Origin of the sequence: Pseudomonas sp. LG1E9, assembly GCF_003290225.1 — a bacterium.
Classification (GTDB): domain Bacteria; phylum Pseudomonadota; class Gammaproteobacteria; order Pseudomonadales; family Pseudomonadaceae; genus Aquipseudomonas; species Aquipseudomonas cyclaminis.
This window is the reverse complement of sequence record NZ_CP029983.1, coordinates 5,567,384-5,588,066: the sequence shown is the minus strand read 5'-3', so window position 1 is coordinate 5,588,066 and position 20,683 is coordinate 5,567,384. Positions and strand designations below refer to the sequence as shown.

Sequence of the window (20,683 nt, the reverse complement as noted above, 5' to 3'; positions counted from 1 at the left end):
TAAAAGAGGGAGGGGGGTACACACACGTCAGGCGCTGTTGGCCTGTTCGCTGTACTTCAATTGGTAGCAAGCGCTGAAACCGTTGTCGTCGCGGTTGAGCACCAGGCCATCGTCGAGCCGCGTCGAGCAGGGAGCCCCCAGCACAAACGGCAACTGCGCGGCCACGGGTTGGCTTAATCCGGCAATCGGTGGCACACGCTGGGCGAGCAGGGCGCAGCGGGTCAGGATCAGGTCCGCCAGGCTGGGAGCCGCACTCAGCAGGCCGGTCAGCGGTACGCCACTGGTGATGTGGGTGGCGCCGGTTCGGGCCAGTGTGTGGCTCAACTGTCGGTCTTTGTCGGGCGTGCCGGTGCCGCTGCACACCAGCACGTCGACTTGCTGGTCTGGCAAGTTCAAGTGCTCGATCGCGGCGTCGGCGGTCATTGTCTGCAGGCAGACCTGGGGTTCATCGCCCAGATCCTCGCGACGGCGCAGGACCAGGGCCGCCGCGCCTTCGCCAGCGATACCGCCGGTGCCGTGCGCATCGAAAGCGCGCAGGGTGTCCGAACCGTCGGCGCTGATCGTGCCGGCCTGCACCAGGGCGCTGAGTGCCAGCGCATCGAGTTCGCTGCCCGCACCGACGATGATCGCCACGTCAATTCGTCCGCTCTGCAACGCGGCGCACGCTTCACGCAAGGCCGCCAGGTTGCCGGAGACCCCTTGCATGTAGGCGTTGCATTCACACTCAAGCTTGAGCGCCAGGCTGACCACGCCCAGGAGGATATTGCTCAGGCCCTTGAGCACCAGGAACGGGTCCTGTGCCCGCTCGTGCAAGATACGCCGGGCCAGGTGCTGCATGTCGGCACCTTCGCCCTGGCGGCATTCGTGGAGCAACTCGCCGTAGGACGCCAGTGACGGGTGGGTATAGCCACCCTGGCAGCAATAGAGGCCGTAGGTCAGGCCGTCGGCGCCCGGCGTCAGTTGGGCTTCGGCCAGTGCCTGTCGAACGGCGCTGACGCCCCAGATGACGGCGGGCGTGCAGTAACGTTGCAGATTTTGGGCGAGGTCCTGGCGACTGCGCTGGTGGTCGTCATAGTGAATCTGCCCGAAAGCCGTGACCCGTTCACTGTAAAACTGCAAAGAGCGCAAGGGCTTGATCCCGCTGCGCGACTCACAGGCCGCCGACCAGAAGGCGTCCACGCCCCAGCCGCTGGCCAGGACACAGCCGCTGCCGGCAATGGCGATGGGGGGCGGTACGCCGCTCATTGCGCGTGCTCCTGGTATTTGCCCAGCACCAGGCAGGTATTGAGCCCACCGAAGCCGAATGAATTGCTGAGTGCCACATCGACCCGGCGGTTGACGGTCTGATGGGCGCAGTAGTCCAGGTCACAGTCGTCGGCGGCACTGTGCAGGTTGAGGGTCGGGGTAATCCTGTCCTGTTGGCAGGCCAGTGCGGTGACGATGAATTCGGGGGCGCCGGCGGCCGCGATCAAGTGGCCGAATTGGGATTTATTGGCGCTGATCGCCAGCCGTCGATAGTGCTCGTCCTGGGCGAACACCGACTTGATCGCCAGGGTTTCGGCGGCATCGTTGAGCGGGGTGGAGGTGCCGTGGGCGTTGATCAGGTCCACCTGTTGCGGGCGGATGCCGGCGTCGTGCAAGGCGGTCTGCATCGCCAGGGCGGCGCCTCGCCCTTGCGGGTCGGGCGCGGTGACCTTATAGCCGTCCAGGCTGCTGCCGAAACCCAGCACTTCGGCATAGGGCACGGCGCCACGGGCAAGTGCCCGCTCGAGGGTTTCGAGCACCACAAAACCTGCGCCCTCACCGGCAACCAGACCGCTGCGATGGCGATCGAACGGGCGGCAAAGCCCGGTGCCCCAGCGTTGCTCGCTGCTCGCCGCACCCAATAGGTAAAGCGCGGTCATGGTGTCCAGGCTCAGCACCGAATCGGCGCCGCCAGCGATAGCGACGTCGACTTCTCCCCGGCGGATCATCTGGAATGCGTTGCCGATGGCCTGGGAAGCCCCGGCACAGGCGCTGCTGATGTTGATCACCGGGCCTTCGCAACCTATGTCGTCGGCGATCACCCGGGCCAGGCGGTCATTGCTCTGGCACAACGAGTGGGCGGCATCGACCTGCTCAGCCTTGGCCATCAAGTAGCGCCAGGCCGGAGGGGCATTCGGCTCATCGGCGACGGTCAGCAGCATGTCCTGGATCTTGTGCGCCGGTGCGCCGGAAGCACACAGCACGGCGGCATCCCGCAACTGCGCGGGGCTCAGGCCGCTGTCGCTGATGGCTTGGCTGGCCGCCACCCAACCCAACTGGCTGCGTTTTTCCAGGGGCGTCTGCCAGGCGCGGTGACCTTGCAGGTAGTCCGGTAGTTGGCGAGTGTCCACCGGCGCCGCGTAGCGCACCGGGAAGGTGCCGTCGGCCACGCCTTCGGGCTGCCAGGGGCGGATGCAGTGCTCACCGAGCAGCATCTGCGCCCACATGGTTTGCCATTCGAAACCGAAACCGGTCACGGCACCCAGGCCGGTGATCACAATCCTTGGTGGACTCATGCCTGTTTCTCCATGGCTTCATTGACCAGTAATACGGCGCCCCAATGGCCCGTACGGCTGTGATTGAGCAGCAGCGTGTAGCCATCGTGTTGATCGTGAAAGGCCAGGGCAATTTCAGTCAGCAGGGCGCTGGCGCCCAGGTTGCCGGTCATGGGCTGGCAGCTGTGGAGAATCGCCTGGGTGTCTGTGAGTAGACGCGCCAGGGATGGAGTGTCAGGCGCGGCGACAATATGGGCTACGTCGCGCAAACCCAGTTTTTCTCTGCTTAATGTCTGTTGGATGACCTTGCTCGCCACGGCGTGGGAACGTTCGGGCGAGGCGCTGTAGCCACGGGCGAAGCCGGCGATGCGCAGGGCGCGTGCACCGTTTGCAGGAGGGCAGGCGGTCAGCAACAGCGCTGCGGCGCCTTCGCCGTAAACGTCCGGGGTCGCGAGAGGAGGGCGTTCGGTGGTGTCGCGCAGGTACAGGGCCGGCGAGAGATTCGGGCTACTGCTGACCACGACCCCTGCATCGGCACGCCCCTCGGCGATATGTTCGAAGGCCTCGATCAGCGCGTCGACCCCGGCATTACTCTGTGAGCAGAAACCGCCCATCGGACCATGGCAGTGCAACGCTTCGGCGACATAGGCCATGACACTGCTGTTGAGCATCATCAATGCATGCAGCGGCGGGGTATAGGCAAACAGTTGCGTGAGCAGCGCATCCGGTTGCTCGGCGATGGCCTGCACGGCCTCCCAGCAGGAACTGGGGCCGTCCACTTCCGGGATGGCAGCCATCAGCGCCACCCGTTCGCCAGGCAGCTGCAAGTCCTTCAACGGGCCGGCAATCTGCCCGGCGCAGTACAGCAGCCGAGCGCCCTGAGGTTCGACACTGCGTTGAATCTTGCGGTCGAACACCGTGGTCGGCAAGCGCGGTACGCTCACGGGGTACGCCAGCTGGTCCGGGGCAAAATCCAGCGGTTGTGCCGCCTGCACCGGGCCGTGCAAGTCGGTGCACTCAGTGCCGGCGTGGTTGAACACCGAAGCGGCGATCAGGTAGACGGGTTTTGCTTGAAGGCTGTTCATCTCATGCTTTTCCCAAAACCAGCGAACTGTTGACGCCACCGAAACCGAACGAATTGGACAGCACCACATCGATGGGCTGGCGCTGCGTTTCGGTCAGGAAATTCAACTCAGGGAACTCGGCGTTTGCCGGGTCATAGTTAAGGGTGGGTAGCAGCACGCCCTGTTGCAGGCTCATCAGTGACAGCACCGCCTCGATCGCGCCGCTGGCCGCAAGGGAGTGGCCGATCGCCGATTTGTTGGCTGTGAAGGTCATCGTGCTTACGCCGGTGCCGAATACCTGCGCAATCGCCAGGGCTTCACTGCGGTCATTAGCCTGGGTCGACGTGCCATGGGTATTGACGTGATCGACCGCGTCGCAGCCCAGGCCTGCATGGGCGAGTGCTGCCTTCATGCAATGGGCGTAATGGCTGCCATCGCGGCTGCTGGAGGTGATCTTCTGCGCTTCGCAATAGTTGGCGTAACCCAGGACGCGGCCGATTGGCGTGGCCTTGCGGCGCTCAGCATGTTCCCTGGACTCCAGCACGATCATCGCCGCACCTTCGCTGAGGACGAACCCGCAACGGTCGTTCATGAACGGGCGGCTCTGTTGTTCGGGCGCGAGGTCGGCACGTTGGCAAATGGCGCCCAGGCCGTCGAAGCTGTAATACGACAGTTCATGGGCCATCAACTCGACGGCGCCACATAGGGCCAGGTCGATGTCACCGCGCTCAATGGCGCGAAACGCGGCGCCGATTGCCATGGTGCCGGCCGCGCAGGCATCGGAGTGGGTGCTGATATGGTCGCGAATGCCGAGCAGGCGGGCGATGTGCACCGTCTGCTGGTCGATCCGACGAGCGAATGGGCCGCCCACCAGGGTGTGGTTGTCCAGGTAGCGATCCAGGTCGACGCTGCCGACGTCGTCCATATAACGGCTGGCCTCTTGCAGGTTACGGCTTACACAATGCTTGTTGGCGCCGAGGAACACGCCGCTGGGCACGCGGGCGAAGTCGGCGCGAACCAGGCCTGCCTGCTGCAGCGCCTGCCTGGCCACGAACTCGGCGAGCAGGCTCTGGCGCGGCAGGATTGTGTCACCCGTCGCCACTTGTGCGCTGATGGCTTGCCATTGAACGGGGTCAATGTAACCCGCGGCGCTCGCCGCAAAACCCAACTCGGCAAACACCGGGTGTTGGCGAATGCACGAACGCTTTGCGCCGATCTGCGCAAACAGCGTTGCAGCGTCCAGTGCCGTGGGCGCTACCAACCCATAGCCCGTGACTAAAACCTCTCGCGGCCCCATGAAGAAACTCCTAGACCGCTTCCGGCAAGCGGGACGCGGCAAACTGCTCAACCAGATGGCGAGAAATGTCGTCGCCTTCCATCGGCGTCAAGCGCGCGCTGCAACCGCCGCACACCACCTGGCGACGCTCATTCAGACGCGCCTGGTCGGCATTGCATTCAGGGCAGGTCGCGGGCAGGTGGTCGAACATCCGGTAGCATTGCACGGCCCAGTTACGCACCGTCGTGGCCGCGAACACGTCCGCCGGCTGCATGCCGGCGCGCAGTTGCCCGGGTGCAAATGCGCTCAGGCTCTGCTCCAGGAGCGCTACCCCAGCTTGGGTGATACGGCCTTTTTCGACCAGTTCGCTGACGTCGCCAAACACGGCTACCGCATGGTCCAGCACGCTGGTTTTAGGCAACGTGCAGCCATAGTTACGGCCAAGCTGAAAACTCAGGTCGACGATATCCAGGGAGTCGGCATTCAGATCCTCCACGATGCTGCTGTGCTCATCGACCTCTGCGAGGTCCATCACCAATAGCTGCGCGAGGATTTCGCGGGTGGTGGTGATGACGCTGTCCAAGTCCAGTGGATTGTTCAAAGGTTATTTCCCTATAACGCATAAATGAAGGGTATGAGCATTGGCCCTGACGGGGATTTGCTTGAGGTGATTTTTGACGGCGGGTAGCGTAAACCCTCCTGCCAGGGGGAGAGTCAATGTGCTACTACTGTTTTTATCGCTTGCCCTGTGCCGGGCTGGTTGGATTTAATCAAGGCAGTTCAACTCAAGACAGGGATCGTCATGACTACGCTTTCGCCTATCAGCTCCGTCAATACATTGGTTATCCGGCCTGCTGAACCTTCCACCGTCGGTCTTGCGCAGACCACCTCTACCGCCGTTGTACGACCCTCTTCGGTCGTCAGCCTGGGCAATGTGATGTCTGATAAGCTTGCCGACACCTACTCGCGTCGCGGCCAACTGCCTGGCCAGGAGGTCGTGCGAGCGTGGGAGAGCGACAGCCAGGACGCCCTCAGCAAGGCGATCAATACCAATTTCAATTCATTGTCGACAGCCAATCGCTTCAATGGCCTGGGCGCCGGCCTTGTGGAGCTGTTCGCCAAGAGCGGTACGAACATTTCTCAGTCTGTGCTCTACGCGAGCGCCGACCGCGCGCAAAATGCTGGTGAGATCAAAGTCGACCAGACGCTGCTGCACAGCAGCGCCGACAACTTGGTCAGCCTCAGTATCAAGACCGCCAGCGGCAAGACCGTCACCTTCAGCCTGTCCAGCCAGAGCGACGGCCTGGGCGTGCAGGCAACGGTGGAAGGGGGCAGCCTGACCGACGACGAACTCAAGGCGGTCGGCCAATTGGGCAGCGCCTTCCAATCAGCGATCGATGGCCTTACCGCAACGCCGCCTAAAATTGATCTGGGTAACCTGACCAGGTTTGACCCCAAGGTACTGGCCTCGGTTGATCTCAACGCTAAAGTGAAGACGCTGGACGGTCAGAACCAGACCTTGGCCTTCCACGCCGACGCCCAGCGCCGCACCACGCGCATGAGTGGTCCGGACGGCGAAGTGAACGTGGCGGTAGACCTGAAAAACGCTGCGATCCTGGGCAATGCCCAGCAGCAGGCCAAGGCCCTGAAAAGCTACCTGGCCCAGTTTGACCGGGCGCAGGAGCGTGGCAATGCCAAGGCGGACCTGATGACGATGTTCAAGGACGCGTTCAGCGCGATGAACAGCAACTACCCACAAGGTATAAGCCTTCCTGACGCGCTGACCCGTAACCCGACTGACCAAGGCCTGCTGACCGGCCTGGCGGACTTCAAGGCCTCTCTCAGGCAAGCCAGCGAATCCTCCAACCCGATACGCCCCTCTGAAATCGACAGATTTGCCTACAGCGTGTCGCAGAAGACCCGTGTCAGCGGCAGCAGCGCACTGGACCGCAGCGTGACTCAGGACCAGCAATCGAGCCTTTCGGCCAGTTATCACAAGGGCCTTGATGGCAGTAAAAATCCGGGGCTGACTCGCGATGAAAACTCGCAAAACTACCTTTATGTGCAGGTTGAGGACAACGCGAGCAGTTCGGCCAACCTCGCCTATAAGGATGGCCTGCTGACCAACGCCTCTGTTTCGCAAGAGGCCAGCCAGTCCACCCGCACGCAGAAATACGTGTTGGGCAAGTTGGTCGACGAGACCTTTGTGCCCAAGCAAGCCTCGGTCCAGCGCGACTATTTGGTGCTGCTGGAGTACGCGGCGACGCAAAGCAAGAAGTCCAAGGACGCGCTGCAAGAGTCGACCATGAAGGACGCCCTGGCGAACATGCATGAATCGGTGATGTTGCAAGAAGATCCCTCTGCACTGATACGCTGACGGCCGTCGTAAAAAACGGGAAACCCCACTGTCGGGGGTTCCCGTTTTTTTGCCCGACGGACGCACTCGCGAATGCCAGATTAGGCTTTTGAAACCATTGGATATTCTGTAGCCTTGCGCAGCTTCACCTTTACCCGTGCTTGATGAACACAATCACTTCGTCCGGCGGCGCCCGAAGGGCTCCAGAGCCGGTGGTACACTCGACTTTCGCGCAACTGCGCCTGCAGGTCTTGCGAACATGACGCAGATATCTGAACGCCTACTGGTTCAAGCCCACCTCGACGCCAAGCAGCCCAAGGCCCTCAGCGCCGATGAAGAGGCGAGCCTGCGTGCCGCCATCGCCGCCGAGCTGAAAGCTCAGGACGCGGTGCTGGTTGCCCACTTCTATTGCGATCCGGTGATCCAGGCCCTGGCCGAAGAAACCGGTGGCTGTGTCTCCGACTCCCTGGAAATGGCCCGCTTCGGCGCCGCCCACCCGGCCAAGACCGTACTGGTCGCCGGTGTACGTTTCATGGGCGAGACCGCCAAGATCCTCACCCCCGAAAAACGCATCCTCATGCCCACCCTGGAAGCCACCTGCTCCCTGGACCTGGGTTGCCCGGTGGATGAGTTTTCGGCCTTCTGCGACCAGCATCCCGAACGCACCGTGGTGGTGTACGCCAACACGTCGGCGGCGGTCAAAGCCCGGGCCGATTGGGTGGTGACCTCCAGCTGCGCGCTGGAAATCGTCGAAAGCCTGATGGACAACGGCGAGACCATCATCTGGGGCCCGGACAAGCATCTGGGCACTTACATCCAGCGCCAGACCGGTGCCGACATGCTGCTGTGGGACGGTGCGTGCATCGTCCATGAAGAGTTCAAGTCCAAGCAACTGGAAGACATGAAGGCGCTGTACCCGGATGCTGCGATCCTGGTGCACCCGGAATCGCCGACAGCGGTGATCGAACTGGCGGATGCCGTGGGCTCTACCAGCCAACTGATCGCTGCAGCGCAACGCTTGCCCAACAAGACCTTTATCGTCGCCACCGACCGCGGCATCTTCTACAAGATGCAGCAGCTGTGCCCGGACAAGGTCTTCGTCGAAGCGCCTACGGCCGGTAACGGCGCCGCGTGCCGCAGTTGCGCGCACTGCCCGTGGATGGCGATGAACACGCTGGAACGCACGTTGCAGTGCCTGCGAGAGGGGAGCAACGAGGTCTTCGTCGAGCCTTCGGTGATTCCTCATGCCGTGCGACCACTCAAGCGCATGCTGGACTTTACCCACGCCGCGCGCCTGAAGCTGGCCGGCAACGCCTGAGCCAGCTGTGAATACAGTCCAAATGTGGGAGCGGCAAGCCCCCTGCCACATTTGGATCTTCAGTGTTCCTGGGATTACTTTTTCTGCTTCGGAACCCGCACCAGTTGCGTGTTTGAGTAGATGTCATGCCAGCCGCGTTTCTGCTTGTCGAACAACGCCCAGATAAACCCCAGCCCCACGCACAACCACGACGCAATCGACACCACAAAGCGCAACAGCGCCTGCCACAAGCTGATGCGCGAGCCGTCGGCGTTCTGTACGCGCACGCCCCATACCTGCATGCCCAGGGTCTGCCCGGAATGGGTCCAGAACTTGGCGAAGAAGCCGAACAGCACAAAAAACAGAATCGTCGACAGCAGCGGGTCCCCATCCAGGGCGCCGGACTCGGTGAGGGTGCGCATCCTGGCTTCGCCCAGGAACGCCACCCACACCAGCTTGTAGATAAACGCCGTGACGATCAGCAGGGCGGTGCACAACAGGAAGTCATAGAACATCGCTGCCAGGCGACGGCCCAGGCCAACGGCGGGAAATTCGCCTTGGGGGCTCAGCAAGGGTTTGGACATGGCAGGACTCTCTGAGGAAAAAACGCATTTTACGGAATCGCGCCCATAAAAAAGCCCCTGATGTCATGTCAGGGGCTTTTTGTCGCAGGAAGGATCAGGCTTCTGCTTGTACTTCGTCGGCCTGCATGCCTTTTTGGCCTTGCACAGCAATGAAGGTCACTTTCTGGCCTTCCTTGAGGCTCTTGAAGCCGTTGCCCTGAATGGCGCGGAAATGCACGAACAGATCCGGACCGCTCTCCGGCGTGATAAAACCAAACCCTTTCTCGTCGTTGAACCACTTGACGGTACCGCTCTGACGTTGGGACATTTTCTTCTTTCCTTTGACGCTAAAATTAATGACAGCCCCTTTCACATGAAAGAGTACTGGGCTGGGTTGCAGGAAAGTAAGAGACGTCGAACGGGTTGTAGCATAACGACTTCAGCTACTGCCCAGGTCCAGGTTCCAAGCGACCCATGCAAACACAGTGGGCAAACTCTACGCCAACTAATATGAAAAAAACAAGCCCTGGAAAACCCCAGGTTTTGCTCGGTTTGATGACGCTTGGTTGAATAATCCGGAACCGACTTATTCGATAGAGTTGGTCACTTGTTATAGGTGGACACCTATAAAAATGACTATCGTGAGTGCACTGTTTTATGGCGGTTGCGTTACAGATTAGTGCACGTTAACGCAACCGCGTTACTTATAGGAACAGTCAATCAACCACGGTAGTAACGCTGTGGCACGAATGGCATTTTACTTACACGAAGTGGCACCTTTTTCCCACGCACCAACGCAGAGACTTCGGTATCCAGTGCGATAAACGCGCTGTCTAGGTAACCCATGGCCAACGGGCCGCCGAGGCTTGGGCCAAAGCCGCCGCTGCAGACGCTACCGATCACCGTGCCCTGCGCGTCGACAATCTCGGCGCCTTCGCGTACCGGGGTGCGTTCCTGGGGTAGCAGGCCGACGCGCTTGCGGCTCACACCGGTCTGCTGCTGGGTGAAGATCTGGTCGGCACCCGGGAAGCCGCCGGCACGCGGGCCATCGGCGCGACGGGCCTTGGAGATCGCCCACAGCAGGCTGGCTTCAATCGGCGTGGTCTCGGTGTTCATGTCATGGCCGTACAGGCACAGACCAGCTTCCAGGCGCAGGGAGTCGCGGGCGCCCAGGCCGATGGCCTGTACTTCGCTTTCGGCCAGCAGGCTGCGCGCCAGGCTTTCGGCATTGGCGGCAGGTACGGAGATTTCAAAGCCGTCTTCACCGGTATAACCGGAGCGGCTGACGTAGCAATCCACGCCCAGCAGGCGCAGGGAGGCGAACTGCATAAAGGTCATCCCGGTCACTTCCGGCGCCAGGCGCGCCAGCACCTTCACTGCCGCCGGGCCTTGCAGGGCGAGCAGGGCGCGTTCTTCGAACAGTGGCTCGATGGTGCACTGATCGCCAATATGTTTGCGCAGGTGCGCCAGGTCCTGGTCCTTGCAGGCGGCGTTGACCACCAGGAACAGTTCGTCGTTGCCCAGGTTGGCGACCATCAAGTCGTCGAGGATGCCGCCTTGCTCGTTGGTGAACATCGCGTAGCGCTGCATGCCCACCGGCAGGTCAATGATGTCGACCGGCACCAGGGTTTCCAGGGCCTTGGCCGCGTTGGCGCCGGTGAGGCGGATCTGGCCCATGTGGGACACGTCAAATAACCCGGCCTGTTCACGGGTGTGCAGGTGTTCCTTCATCACACCCAACGGGTACTGTACCGGCATTTCATAGCCGGCGAAGGGCACCATACGCGCCCCCAATTCGATGTGCAGGGCGTGCAATGGGGTTTTCAACAGGGTTTCGGTGGACATATTCAGCTCCTGAAAAACGTGCTGCCGCGCCTTGGGCGTCAGCACTCGATAATGTTGACCGCCAAACCGCCACGGGCGGTTTCCTTGTATTTGCTTTTCATATCGGCGCCGGTCTGGCGCATGGTGCGGATGACCTTGTCCAGCGAGACGAAATGCTGACCGTCGCCGCGCAAGGCCATGCGCACGGCGTTGATGGCCTTGACTGAGCCCATGGCATTGCGCTCGATGCAGGGCACTTGCACCAATCCGCCAATCGGGTCGCAGGTCAGGCCGAGGTTGTGTTCCATGCCGATTTCGGCAGCGTTTTCCACTTGGGACACGCTGCCGCCCAGCACTTCGCACAAAGCGCCTGCGGCCATGGAGCAGGCTACGCCGACTTCGCCCTGGCAACCGACTTCAGCCCCGGAGATCGACGCATTTTCCTTGTACAAAATCCCGATGGCGGCGGCGGTGAGCAGGAAACGCACCACGCCGTCTTCGTTCGCGCCCGGGATAAAGCGCATGTAGTAATGCAGCACCGCCGGAATGATCCCGGCCGCACCGTTGGTGGGCGCCGTCACCACGCGCCCGCCATTGGCGTTTTCCTCGTTGACCGCCAGCGCGTACAGGTTGACCCAATCGAGCACCGACAACGGATCGCGCAGCGCCGATTCCGGGTGCTTGCACAGTTGGCGATGCAACGCGGCAGCGCGGCGTTTTACCTTCAAGCCGCCGGGCAGGATCCCTTCATTGCGGCATCCGGCGTCGACGCAGTCCTGCATCACCTGCCAGATCTTCAGCAAGCCGGCGCGGGTTTCGGCTTCCGGGCGCCAGGCACTTTCATTGGTCAGCATCACCTGGCTGATGGACAGGCCGTAGGTGGCGCAATGACCGAGCAAGTCCTTGGCGTGCTTGAAAGGGAAGGTCAGCGGCGTGGCATCTTCGACAATCCGGTCGGCGCCGGCGGCGTCTTCATCCACCACAAAACCGCCGCCCACCGAGTAGTACTCGCGGCTGCGGATCTGGATGTTGGCGGCGTCGAAGGCACGGAAAATCATGCCGTTGGGGTGGTAGGCGAGGGGTTTGCGAATCATCGCCAGGTGTTCTTTCTCGTTGAACGCAATGCTGTGTTCGCCGAGCAGGTTCAGGCGGCCATCCTTGCGCATCTGCGCCAGGCGGGCGGCCACGGTTTCAGTGTTTACGGTGTCCGGGTGTTCGCCTTCGAGGCCCAGCAGCACGGCTTTGTCGCTGCCGTGGCCTTTGCCGGTGGCGCCGAGGGATCCATAAAGCTCCACCTTGATGCTGCAGGTGGTGGTCAGCAGGTTGTCGCGCTTGAGGCCTTCGACGAAGCGGGCAGCGGCGCGCATCGGGCCGACGGTGTGGGAACTGGAGGGGCCGATGCCAATCTTGAACAGGTCGAACACGCTTAAAGACATGAGTTGTTCTCCGGTTTCTTATTATTGAGGTGGTCAAATGTGGGAGGGGGCAAGCCCCCTCCCACATTTTGACTGAGTGCGTCCTCAGATTATGCGTAGCTCTCGATTGACGGGCACGCACACACCAGGTTGCGATCCCCAAACACGTTGTCGACCCGGCCAACCGGCGGCCAGTACTTGCCTTCGATCAGCGAGACAACCGGGTACACCGCTTGCTCACGGCTGTAGGGGTGGCTCCATTCGCCCACCAGTTCCGCCGCCGTGTGCGGTGCGTTCTTCAGCGGGTTATCGTCCTTGTCCAGCGTGCCGTTTTCCACTGCGCGGATTTCTTCGCGGATGGCGATCATGGCGTCGCAGAAGCGGTCCAGTTCTTCCTTGGATTCACTTTCGGTCGGCTCGATCATCAAGGTGCCGGCCACCGGGAACGACATGGTCGGTGCGTGGAAGCCGAAGTCGATCAGCCGCTTGGCCACGTCATCCACACTGATGCCGCTGCTGTCTTTGAGTGGGCGCAGGTCGAGGATGCATTCGTGCGCCACCAGGCCGTTGCTGCCGGTGTAGAGCACGGGGTAGTGCTCTTCCAGGCGACGGGAGATGTAGTTGGCATTCAGGATCGCCAACTGCGAAGCGCGCTTGAGGCCCGCGCCGCCCATCATGCTGATGTACATCCAGGTGATCGGCAGAATGCTCGCACTGCCGAACGGTGCCGCGCAGACCGCGCCTTCCTTGCGTGCCATGGCCGCGTGGCCCGGCAGGAATGGCGTGAGGTGGGATTTGACACCAATCGGGCCAACGCCCGGGCCGCCACCGCCGTGGGGGATGCAGAACGTCTTGTGCAGGTTCAGGTGGGACACGTCGCCACCGAACTTGCCCGGTGCGCACAGGCCAACCATGGCGTTCATGTTGGCGCCATCGATGTAGACCTGGCCGCCGTTGTCGTGGATGACGCCGCAGATTTCGCGGATGCCTTCTTCGAACACACCGTGGGTGGACGGGTAGGTGATCATCAGCGCGGCGAGGTGCTCGCGGTGCTCGATAGCTTTGGCGCGCAGGTCTTCGATGTCCACGTTGCCACGGGCGTCGCAGGCGGTGACGACGACGCGCATGCCGGCCATGTTGGCGGTCGCCGGGTTGGTGCCGTGGGCCGACGAGGGGATCAGGCAGATGTCGCGGCGTTCTTCGCCACGGCTCTGGTGATAGGCACGGATGGCCAGCAGGCCAGCGTATTCACCTTGGGAGCCGGCGTTCGGCTGCAGCGAGATCGCGTCATAACCGGTGGCTGCGCAGAGCATGGCTTCCAGGTCGGAGGTCAGTTGCAGGTAGCCGGCGCTTTGTGCGGCTGGGGCGAACGGGTGCAGGGCACCGAATTCGGCCCAGGTCACCGGGATCATTTCGCTGGCGGCGTTGAGCTTCATGGTGCACGAGCCCAACGGGATCATGGTGCGGTCCAGGGCCAGGTCTTTATCCGCCAGCTTGCGCAGGTAGCGCATCAGCTCGGTTTCCGAGTGGTAGCGGTTGAACACCGGGTGGCTGAGGATCGGCGACTGGCGCAGCAGCGCGGCTGGCAGGGTGCTCTCAGTGGCGGCGAAGGCGGGCAGGGCCTTGCCGTCGGCAAAGATCGACCACAGGGTTTCGATATCGGCTTGGGTGGTGGTTTCATCCACCGACAGGCCGACACGCTCGGCATCCACCACACGCAGGTTGATGCGCTGGGCGCGGGCCTTGTCGTGCAGCGCGGCGGTGTTGGCGCCGGTGTTGAGTGTGAGGGTGTCGAAGAAGTGTTCCTGCTCGACCTTCAAGCCCAGGGCGGTCAGGCCCTTGGCCAGGATCGCGGTCAACTGGTGAATGCGCTGGGCAATCTGAGTCAGGCCTTTGGGCCCGTGGTACACGGCATACATGCTGGCGATGTTGGCCAGCAGCACTTGGGCGGTGCAGATGTTGCTGGTGGCTTTCTCACGGCGGATATGTTGCTCGCGGGTCTGCATGGCCAGGCGCAGGGCCGGCTTGCCGAAACGGTCAACGGACACACCGACCAAACGGCCAGGCATATCGCGCTTGAACGCATCCTTGGTGGAGAAATACGCCGCGTGCGGGCCACCAAAACCCAGCGGCACGCCGAAGCGTTGCGCGCTGCCGATGGCCACGTCGGCGCCGAACTCACCCGGCGGGGTCAGCAGGGTCAGGGCCAGCAGGTCGGCAGCCACGGCCACCAGGGCGTTGGCGGTGTGGAAGCGCTCGGTCAGCGCGCGGTAGTCGAATACGTCACCGTTGCTCGCCGGGTATTGCAGCAGGGCGCCGAAAAACGGGCTCACGTCGGTCAGTTCACGCTCGTCGCCGACTACCACCTCGATACCCAGCGGCTCGGCGCGGGTGCGCAGCACGTCGAGGGTCTGCGGATGGCTGTGCACCGAGGCGAAGAAGGCGTTGCTGCCTTTGTTCTTGCTCAAGCGCTTGCAGAAGGTCATGGCTTCGGCGGCGGCGGTGGCTTCGTCGAGCAAGGATGCGTTGGCAATCGGCAGGCCGGTGAGGTCGCTGATCAGGGTCTGGAAGTTCAGCAGCGCTTCCAGGCGGCCTTGGGAAATTTCTGGCTGGTAAGGTGTGTAGGCGGTGTACCAGGCCGGGTTTTCCAGGAGGTTGCGCAGGATCGGCGATGGCGTGTGGCAGTTGTAGTAGCCCTGGCCGATGTAGGTCTTGAACAGTTGGTTCTGGCTGGCAATGGCCTTGATCTTGGCCAGGGCCTCGGCTTCGCTCAGGCCGTCTTCCAGGCCGAGCACGCTGGTGCCCTTGATGCTTTCCGGGATCACGCTGGCGCTCAAGGCTTCCAGGGAGTCAAAGCCCAGGCTGGCGAGCATTTGCTGCTCATCTTCCTGGCGCGGGCCGATGTGGCGGGCGATGAATTCGTTGGCGGTGCTCAAATTAACAGTCATGGCGCGCTCCTCAGGCTTCAGCGTTGGCTTTGATCAGGCGGTCGTACGCATCCTGATCCAACAGTTTAGCTACAGCCTCGGCGTCGGCCGGTTTAAAGCGGAAGAACCAGCCTTCGCCCATCGGGTCTTCGTTGACCAGCTCCGGGCTGCCGTCGAGTTTGTCGTTCACTTCCAGCACTTCACCGTCCAATGGCATGTACACGCCGCTGGCGGCTTTTACCGATTCCACGGTGGACGCTTCAGCGCCCTTGGCGTAGGCCTGCAACTCCGGCAGTTGCACGAAAACCACATCACCCAGCGCGTTCTGCGCAAAAGCGGTGATACCCACGGTGACGCTGCCGTCAGCTTCGGCGCGCAGCCATTCGTGATCTTCAGTGAAACGCAACTCGCTCATGGAAACTCCTCGGGGCCAGATTCGTCTGGTGGACGGGATTGAAATAATGGGAAGTTGCTTAGCAAGATCGCGGCCAATCCAAATAAGTTGTTATAAATCAAAAGGTTAACCAATAGGGTTATAAGCCTATGCGTTTTGGCTGTAGCGATTTCGCTACAGTCGGGCCGGGTAAAAAAAGCCTATGTGGATCAAAGCGTTGCATGGCGTGCAAAAACTAGGGTTGTAGCGAAATCGTTACGCTGTAGCGCTTTCAGTACGGGTCGGCGTCGCTTTTGGCGCTGCCAAGGAGATCTATCTACCGTAATGCCCGCCTGCCCGCGTTTTAACGTGCACTCATCTCGTTATCAGGATGCGATCCATGCGTGCTTCAACTGCAAATCCCCCGGAGGCCACCCAGGCCCGGAAGTCCCGCGATTACTTATCCAAACTGTTTGCCCACCGCCTGAGCCTGACTCAGGTGGCCCAATCAATGATCCAGGCGTGGATAGGCGAGTGGTTTACCGAATCCCGTCTGCAGGCGAGCAACAGCTGGATCGGTGTGATACAGCCAGGCGGTCGCTACACGCAGCTCATCACCTTGAGCGATGCGCTGATCAAACGCTGCATGAGCGGCGAAGCGTTGAACTACACGCCAGGCCATCATCAGTTGTTGATCCGTTTGGGAGAGGAGGTGTTCCAACCGGTGACCCAAGCCATCAGCGTGGACGACATCGAATTGATGCTCAACACCCTGGCCCCCGGCGTGCTCGTGGGGTTTGGCCAGCGGTTGGTGGACTATTGGAATGCCCGCGTGCCTCACGATCCGGCCCGCAGCCGTTGGAACGCGGTTGGCAGCCAGTTGCGAGCATGCCTGCTCACGGCGCGGCAAAATCCACCGCTGCTGCCCGAGCACGCGCAGTCGTTGCTGGGGCTGGGTGTCGAGGAGACCGTGCTATGGGGATATCGGGCGGATCGAGAGGTGGTGGGCAGCCCCGATGCGCTGCATATCTATCAGGTGTATGCCGTGCAGGCAGAGCGCGCGGGCGAGTGGTTGCCACTGCTGGTCCTGCAGCGTCGGGTTCTGGGGCAACAGATCAGCTTGGTTTACGTCCCGGCGATGAACCTGCTGAAGCTCGATACCCTGGACGCGTTGGGTAACCTGTTGCCTCGCTATATGAACCACTACCGGCCTGGCATGCCCATCAACTGGGTGCTTCGTGAGCCCGACGGTAATGTGTTCGATGCCTTGGCCCAGACCTTGCTCGAGCGTCAGCTTCGCAACGTTTATCGTCTCGACTGGTCGGCACTTCCCTACATCAGCAGCTATGAACAGCTGTTCATCAAACTCACGTCGCCGTTGGCCTGGTTCGATCCTGATTACCTTCAGCAACCTCATGAAGAACAGTTGCCTGTCTGGCTGCAACTAGCCAACCGTGCTGATCGCCTGGTTTATGGCCAGTGGCTCGAACGCCTGGAGCACCTGCAGCGAGCCACCGGTGGAGCGTCGTTCCTGGAGGGCCTCGACCCTATCGATGTGTATGCACGCAAAGCGCTGCAACGGCAAATGCGCCTGGACTACCCCACTCAAGCGCCCATTAACCCGGACGATTACCTCCTGACCTTCGAGCGCACCCAGGGCGCCACCGTCGGCTGGACGCAACGCACCTCCAGGACCTTGACCCAATGGTCGTTGGAAAACCCCTTCGCCACGGCCTATGCCCGTGTGCAGATCAGCAACCAGGCCATGCCGGGCCAGGTGCCCGGCCGGATCACCCCGGCATACCTCAAGCACCTGATCGAAAGCGTGGATGTGGGTAAGCACTACCCCGCGCTGCTTGAGCACGCGTTGATCGCCGACCCGGCGGAGTCCGCACGGCGGCGGCGATTGTTCGTTGATCAGATGGCGATCCAGTTGCCGATGCTCGCCTTTGAACACAGCCTGCGCCAGCGCTACGGTTTTACCCGCGCTGGCGCCTTGGTGGTGCAAGCGATGTTGCAGGGCGATCCGCAAAAGCGCGTGATCGACGGTGAAGTGATAGTGGCCCGGCCGCTGGCGTTCCTGGTGCACGCCGGGGGGCGTGCCCATCAAACGGACAACCTGTATGTCATCGGCCCGCGTGACAACGGCCAGTTGCCGCACATTCTTTATCGCCCGGATCACACCGAAGCGGTTTTACAACAGTTTGCCAGTCGCCAGGCGTTGCTCGACGAGATCGCGCGAGTGGGCAGCGACCTGCAATGCCTGGTGCTGCAGCGTTTGCCGGATGGCAGCCGGGCCATGTTTGGCAATGGCGGCTTTGTGAACCCCCATGTTCAGCGGTTTCTTCAGGGCGATGAATACGACGCGCTGCCCGGCTCTAGCCCGGCGCTGCTCAGCGATGCATTGGTGCAGGGCGATTTTCTGACGACCGTCTTCAATGAAAACGCCAAAAGCCTGTGGCAGCTTGCCATGAAGCAATCTGCTTCCAACGAGGCATTGCGCTGGACCGTGTTCAAGAATGATCTCTGGCAGTTGTTCAATGCGCTGTTGCCCATGATCAGAGGGCCTGTGGCGGTAGCGGGCTGGCTGTTCCAAACCTTCAGGACCTTTCGCACAGTGCTGGCGTTACCGGCACAGGCCAGTCGGGAAGAGACTGCCAATGCCCTTGCCGAGCTGATGGGCAGTGTGGCCGGCCTGCTGATGAGCCCCGTGGTCACGCTGGATCAGCGTTTACGCCTGGACGCGATCAAAACCGTGACGACAGGTGCGGCCCAAGGTTCGGAGGTAATTCCGGTCAGCCACACGCTTGAACCCGTGTGGAAATTCGCTTGGCAGCGTTCACACGCAGATATCACGGCCATGGATTATGCCTGGGCCAACTCTCGGCTCAAGCTTGACACGGCGCAGCGAGCACAGCTCGAAACCTTCCAATGGTCGCCAGAACCGGGGGAAACCTGGCCTGCAAACCCCAGCGTGATCTCGACAGACAGTCCTGTGCGCGGTCGGGTGAGGGTCCAAGGCCGTCATCAGGATTACACGCTGATAGACAGCAAGCTATATGGCGTCAAGCCCGATGGCGATCGCTGGCGGATCGCCGACTTGAGAAACAACCAACGCTTGGGCCCATGGCTCAGGCAAGACTCAAAAGGTATCTGGAAGATTGACCTGGGCCTGCGATTGCTCGGCGGGCAGCCAAAAAAGACCACGGCCGCCGAGCGGCGTCTGCACCTTCAGAATGAAAACCGCAGACTGGAGGGTGACTACGACCGCGCGTCAGCCAGGCTCGCTGAGGTCCTGTCTCGGGTGGCGCAGGCCCAGAAGCGTTACAAAGAGGCTCACGCTGCGGGCGCCACTACGTTCACTGATCACCAACGGCGCGACATCAGCACCGAGTATTTGATCGAGTTGGAAAACGAATACCGGCTGCAGTGCGACAGGATAAATGCGTTGAATGCACTGAACACCCACAAACCTGTGAGTGCTTTCGAGCGGGAGAAGATGAAGCAGTTGGAGGCCATGATCGAGAACTTGCGCGACCAGATGACGGTGGTGATCAACGTGCGGGCAGACGCAATTCTTCCCGATGAGCGTTTGATTGAGTTGGACGCGCAAATGGATGGCGCCGACGAGGTTATTGCCCAAGCGGCACATCGCACCTTTGTTCAATCCTCGCGGACGATCGCAGGGTACAACGTTCAACTGATCGAACTGAGTACGCTGGAGCAGAATGCCCGTGAGCGATTGATGGGCGTGCCTGGGTTTGAGCCGTATGCACATTTAAAGGCCCCCTCGGATATGGGCACGCCTCTGGACTGGCAGTCCATGCAATTAAAGGCTTTATATGGGGCAGTGCTGCGCCGTTTGCCGTCCTCTGAAGAGTCTGCGCCCTTCGAGCAGGTTCACGGGTTGCTAGGTGAGGCGATCCAATCGATTCAGTCGCAAAAAACCTTGCAAGAGCCCGGTTTGCTGAGCATGCAGCAACGAATCAATGGGTATGAAGCGATTGCCAGGGAGTATCGCCGGTCTCAGGCAGGGGTGCGGGAGTACGGTGATATGGCCGCTGACGTGGTTGACGAGCGTGTTATCGAACAACTGAGCCGTTTGCTCGAAGAGTTGGGGCAGCAAGCGGCGCAGTCTTTGTCGGGGCTGCTTCGCGAACAGGAGGAACATTGCGCGCCTCAACCAGTGTCGGTGCTCAGTGCCGACAAACGTTTGTTTCGCGACCGGAAAAATCGCTATCAGCTCGGGAAGGTAAGGGCCCGCACGCCCGAATCGGATGATGAGATCGTGGATATCCTCAATCCCATCGATAAGCGCGTACAGACCAGCTTTCGGCGTAGCCCCAGCTCCAATGACTTTGAACCGGTTATCGAGGCGACGGCGCCCGTACCACGCCCGACACGCTCACTGGAAAACCTCAAGGGCGACGCCCGTCGGTTGTTGGACAGGGAACCCATCGTGTTGCAGCAGGCGCGTGCCGAGGCTCTTGGCTCCAGTTTGCCGGACAGTGTCGAGACGCGGTTGATACGTCAATCCACGACTATCCAGGCGGTTGCCGAGAAAATTCGCAAGGCGTTGCCCTCAACCCCCGATACCGCGTCCCAGGCGCTGCTCGATGAGTTGGAGCAGGCTGCGCGCCGTTATCTGGAGGCGGGACGTCGGATGCGTATCGACATGATCAAACGTCTGCCGCCCGATGAGGACGGGATTGCCTGGCTCCAGGCCCAGGATCAGGTGCAGATACTGCGCATTGAGGGCCGTATCGCACTCAAGCGTGTCGATGATTTTTTGCAGGAGTATGTGGTCAAGGACAAGCAGGGCAAGGTTCTGGCGTATGCGCATTTTCATTACTCGACGCCCACCGCACCTGACACCGCCTACAACGCCGGCCATTTGAAACGGCCGGAGCAGCGCTTCATGAGTTTCCGCAGCCTCGCGGACAAAACCGACAGGGATGTTATCGAGATCTACTATTCGCGCATCAGTGCACCTAAGGCCGCGCAGTTGTTCTTCAACACAACGGGCTCGGTCAAGCACCGCGGGCGGCGCTCATTCTGGTGATGAGTGG

Annotated in this window: 14 protein-coding genes; 3 read left to right on the top strand and 11 right to left on the bottom strand. The window is 61.3% G+C overall.

Going from position 1 to position 20,683, the window contains the following annotated elements:
* Positions 1–27: 27 nt before the first annotated feature.
* The 5 genes from DNK50_RS25595 to DNK50_RS25575 are packed head-to-tail and all read right to left on the bottom strand — an operon-like array spanning position 28 to position 5,460.
* On the bottom strand, positions 28–1,245 hold the full coding sequence (locus DNK50_RS25595; protein WP_112196599.1) for a beta-ketoacyl synthase N-terminal-like domain-containing protein: 1,218 nt from the start codon (positions 1,243–1,245) through the stop codon (positions 28–30).
* Positions 1,242–2,540: a beta-ketoacyl synthase gene (locus DNK50_RS25590; RefSeq protein WP_099585490.1), complete on the bottom strand. Its 1,299-nt coding sequence runs from the start codon at positions 2,538–2,540 to the stop codon at positions 1,242–1,244. Before DNK50_RS25590 ends, DNK50_RS25595 begins: the two co-directional genes overlap by 4 nt.
* On the bottom strand, positions 2,537–3,604 hold the full coding sequence (locus DNK50_RS25585) for a beta-ketoacyl synthase (RefSeq protein WP_256595392.1): 1,068 nt from the start codon (positions 3,602–3,604) through the stop codon (positions 2,537–2,539). Before DNK50_RS25585 ends, DNK50_RS25590 begins: the two co-directional genes overlap by 4 nt.
* 1 nt (position 3,605) lies before the next feature.
* Positions 3,606–4,880 carry a beta-ketoacyl-[acyl-carrier-protein] synthase family protein gene (locus DNK50_RS25580; protein ID WP_112196598.1) on the bottom strand — a complete coding sequence of 425 codons (1,275 nt, stop codon included), beginning with the start codon at positions 4,878–4,880 and terminating at the stop codon, positions 3,606–3,608.
* 10 nt (positions 4,881–4,890) lie between these two features.
* The gene (locus tag DNK50_RS25575) at positions 4,891–5,460 is read right to left on the bottom strand and encodes an acyl carrier protein (RefSeq protein WP_074847530.1); all 570 of its coding nucleotides are present in this window, start codon (positions 5,458–5,460) and stop codon (positions 4,891–4,893) included.
* 336 nt (positions 5,461–5,796) lie between these two features.
* Between DNK50_RS25575 and DNK50_RS25570 the strand changes: the two genes are divergently transcribed.
* Both DNK50_RS25570 and nadA read left to right on the top strand, forming a co-directional pair.
* Positions 5,797–7,236 carry a lactate dehydrogenase gene (locus tag DNK50_RS25570; protein WP_112196597.1) on the top strand — a complete coding sequence of 480 codons (1,440 nt, stop codon included), beginning with the start codon at positions 5,797–5,799 and terminating at the stop codon, positions 7,234–7,236.
* Between the two features lie 238 nt (positions 7,237–7,474).
* Positions 7,475–8,533: a quinolinate synthase NadA gene (nadA, locus tag DNK50_RS25565; RefSeq protein ID WP_112196596.1), complete on the top strand. Its 1,059-nt coding sequence runs from the start codon at positions 7,475–7,477 to the stop codon at positions 8,531–8,533.
* Between the two features lie 74 nt (positions 8,534–8,607).
* On the opposite strand, the gene DNK50_RS25560 is transcribed toward nadA, so the two are convergent.
* The 6 genes from DNK50_RS25560 to gcvH all read right to left on the bottom strand — a co-directional run bounded on the left by DNK50_RS25560 (position 8,608) and on the right by gcvH (position 15,656).
* Positions 8,608–9,096 (bottom strand): RDD family protein, encoded by a 489-nt coding sequence (locus DNK50_RS25560; RefSeq protein ID WP_099585485.1) that lies wholly within the window; start codon positions 9,094–9,096, stop codon positions 8,608–8,610.
* Between the two features lie 94 nt (positions 9,097–9,190).
* Positions 9,191–9,403 (bottom strand): cold-shock protein, encoded by a 213-nt coding sequence (locus DNK50_RS25555; RefSeq protein ID WP_007977299.1) that lies wholly within the window; start codon positions 9,401–9,403, stop codon positions 9,191–9,193.
* 392 nt (positions 9,404–9,795) lie between these two features.
* Positions 9,796–10,920: a glycine cleavage system aminomethyltransferase GcvT gene (gcvT, locus tag DNK50_RS25550; protein WP_112196595.1), complete on the bottom strand. Its 1,125-nt coding sequence runs from the start codon at positions 10,918–10,920 to the stop codon at positions 9,796–9,798.
* A 38-nt stretch (positions 10,921–10,958) separates the two neighbouring features.
* Positions 10,959–12,335, bottom strand: a complete 1,377-nt coding sequence (locus tag DNK50_RS25545; RefSeq protein ID WP_112196594.1) for an L-serine ammonia-lyase — start codon at positions 12,333–12,335, stop codon at positions 10,959–10,961.
* Between the two features lie 89 nt (positions 12,336–12,424).
* A complete protein-coding gene (gcvP, locus tag DNK50_RS25540) occupies positions 12,425–15,262 on the bottom strand; it encodes an aminomethyl-transferring glycine dehydrogenase (protein WP_112196593.1) in 2,838 nt (945 codons plus the stop codon).
* Positions 15,263–15,272: 10 nt separating this feature from the next.
* A complete protein-coding gene (gene gcvH, locus DNK50_RS25535) occupies positions 15,273–15,656 on the bottom strand; it encodes a glycine cleavage system protein GcvH (protein WP_057007158.1) in 384 nt (127 codons plus the stop codon).
* A gap of 358 nt (positions 15,657–16,014) precedes the next feature.
* On the opposite strand from gcvH, the gene DNK50_RS25530 reads away from it, so the two are divergent.
* Positions 16,015–20,676 carry a dermonecrotic toxin domain-containing protein gene (locus DNK50_RS25530; protein ID WP_112196592.1) on the top strand — a complete coding sequence of 1,554 codons (4,662 nt, stop codon included), beginning with the start codon at positions 16,015–16,017 and terminating at the stop codon, positions 20,674–20,676.
* Positions 20,677–20,683 lie beyond the last annotated feature (7 nt).

Coding starts and splice junctions, on each gene's coding strand:
- DNK50_RS25580 (WP_112196598.1), bottom strand. CDS start 4,880: ATGGGGCCGCGAGAGGTTTTAGTCACGGGCTATGGGTTGGTAGCGCCC.
- DNK50_RS25585 (WP_256595392.1), bottom strand. CDS start 3,604: ATGAACAGCCTTCAAGCAAAACCCGTCTACCTGATCGCCGCTTCGGTG.
- DNK50_RS25595 (WP_112196599.1), bottom strand. CDS start 1,245: ATGAGCGGCGTACCGCCCCCCATCGCCATTGCCGGCAGCGGCTGTGTC.
- DNK50_RS25590 (WP_099585490.1), bottom strand. CDS start 2,540: ATGAGTCCACCAAGGATTGTGATCACCGGCCTGGGTGCCGTGACCGGT.
- nadA (WP_112196596.1), top strand. CDS start 7,475: ATGACGCAGATATCTGAACGCCTACTGGTTCAAGCCCACCTCGACGCC.
- gcvT (WP_112196595.1), bottom strand. CDS start 10,920: ATGTCCACCGAAACCCTGTTGAAAACCCCATTGCACGCCCTGCACATC.
- DNK50_RS25570 (WP_112196597.1), top strand. CDS start 5,797: ATGTCTGATAAGCTTGCCGACACCTACTCGCGTCGCGGCCAACTGCCT.
- gcvP (WP_112196593.1), bottom strand. CDS start 15,262: ATGACTGTTAATTTGAGCACCGCCAACGAATTCATCGCCCGCCACATC.
- DNK50_RS25560 (WP_099585485.1), bottom strand. CDS start 9,096: ATGTCCAAACCCTTGCTGAGCCCCCAAGGCGAATTTCCCGCCGTTGGC.
- DNK50_RS25545 (WP_112196594.1), bottom strand. CDS start 12,335: ATGTCTTTAAGCGTGTTCGACCTGTTCAAGATTGGCATCGGCCCCTCC.
- gcvH (WP_057007158.1), bottom strand. CDS start 15,656: ATGAGCGAGTTGCGTTTCACTGAAGATCACGAATGGCTGCGCGCCGAA.
- DNK50_RS25530 (WP_112196592.1), top strand. CDS start 16,015: ATGCGTGCTTCAACTGCAAATCCCCCGGAGGCCACCCAGGCCCGGAAG.
- DNK50_RS25555 (WP_007977299.1), bottom strand. CDS start 9,403: ATGTCCCAACGTCAGAGCGGTACCGTCAAGTGGTTCAACGACGAGAAA.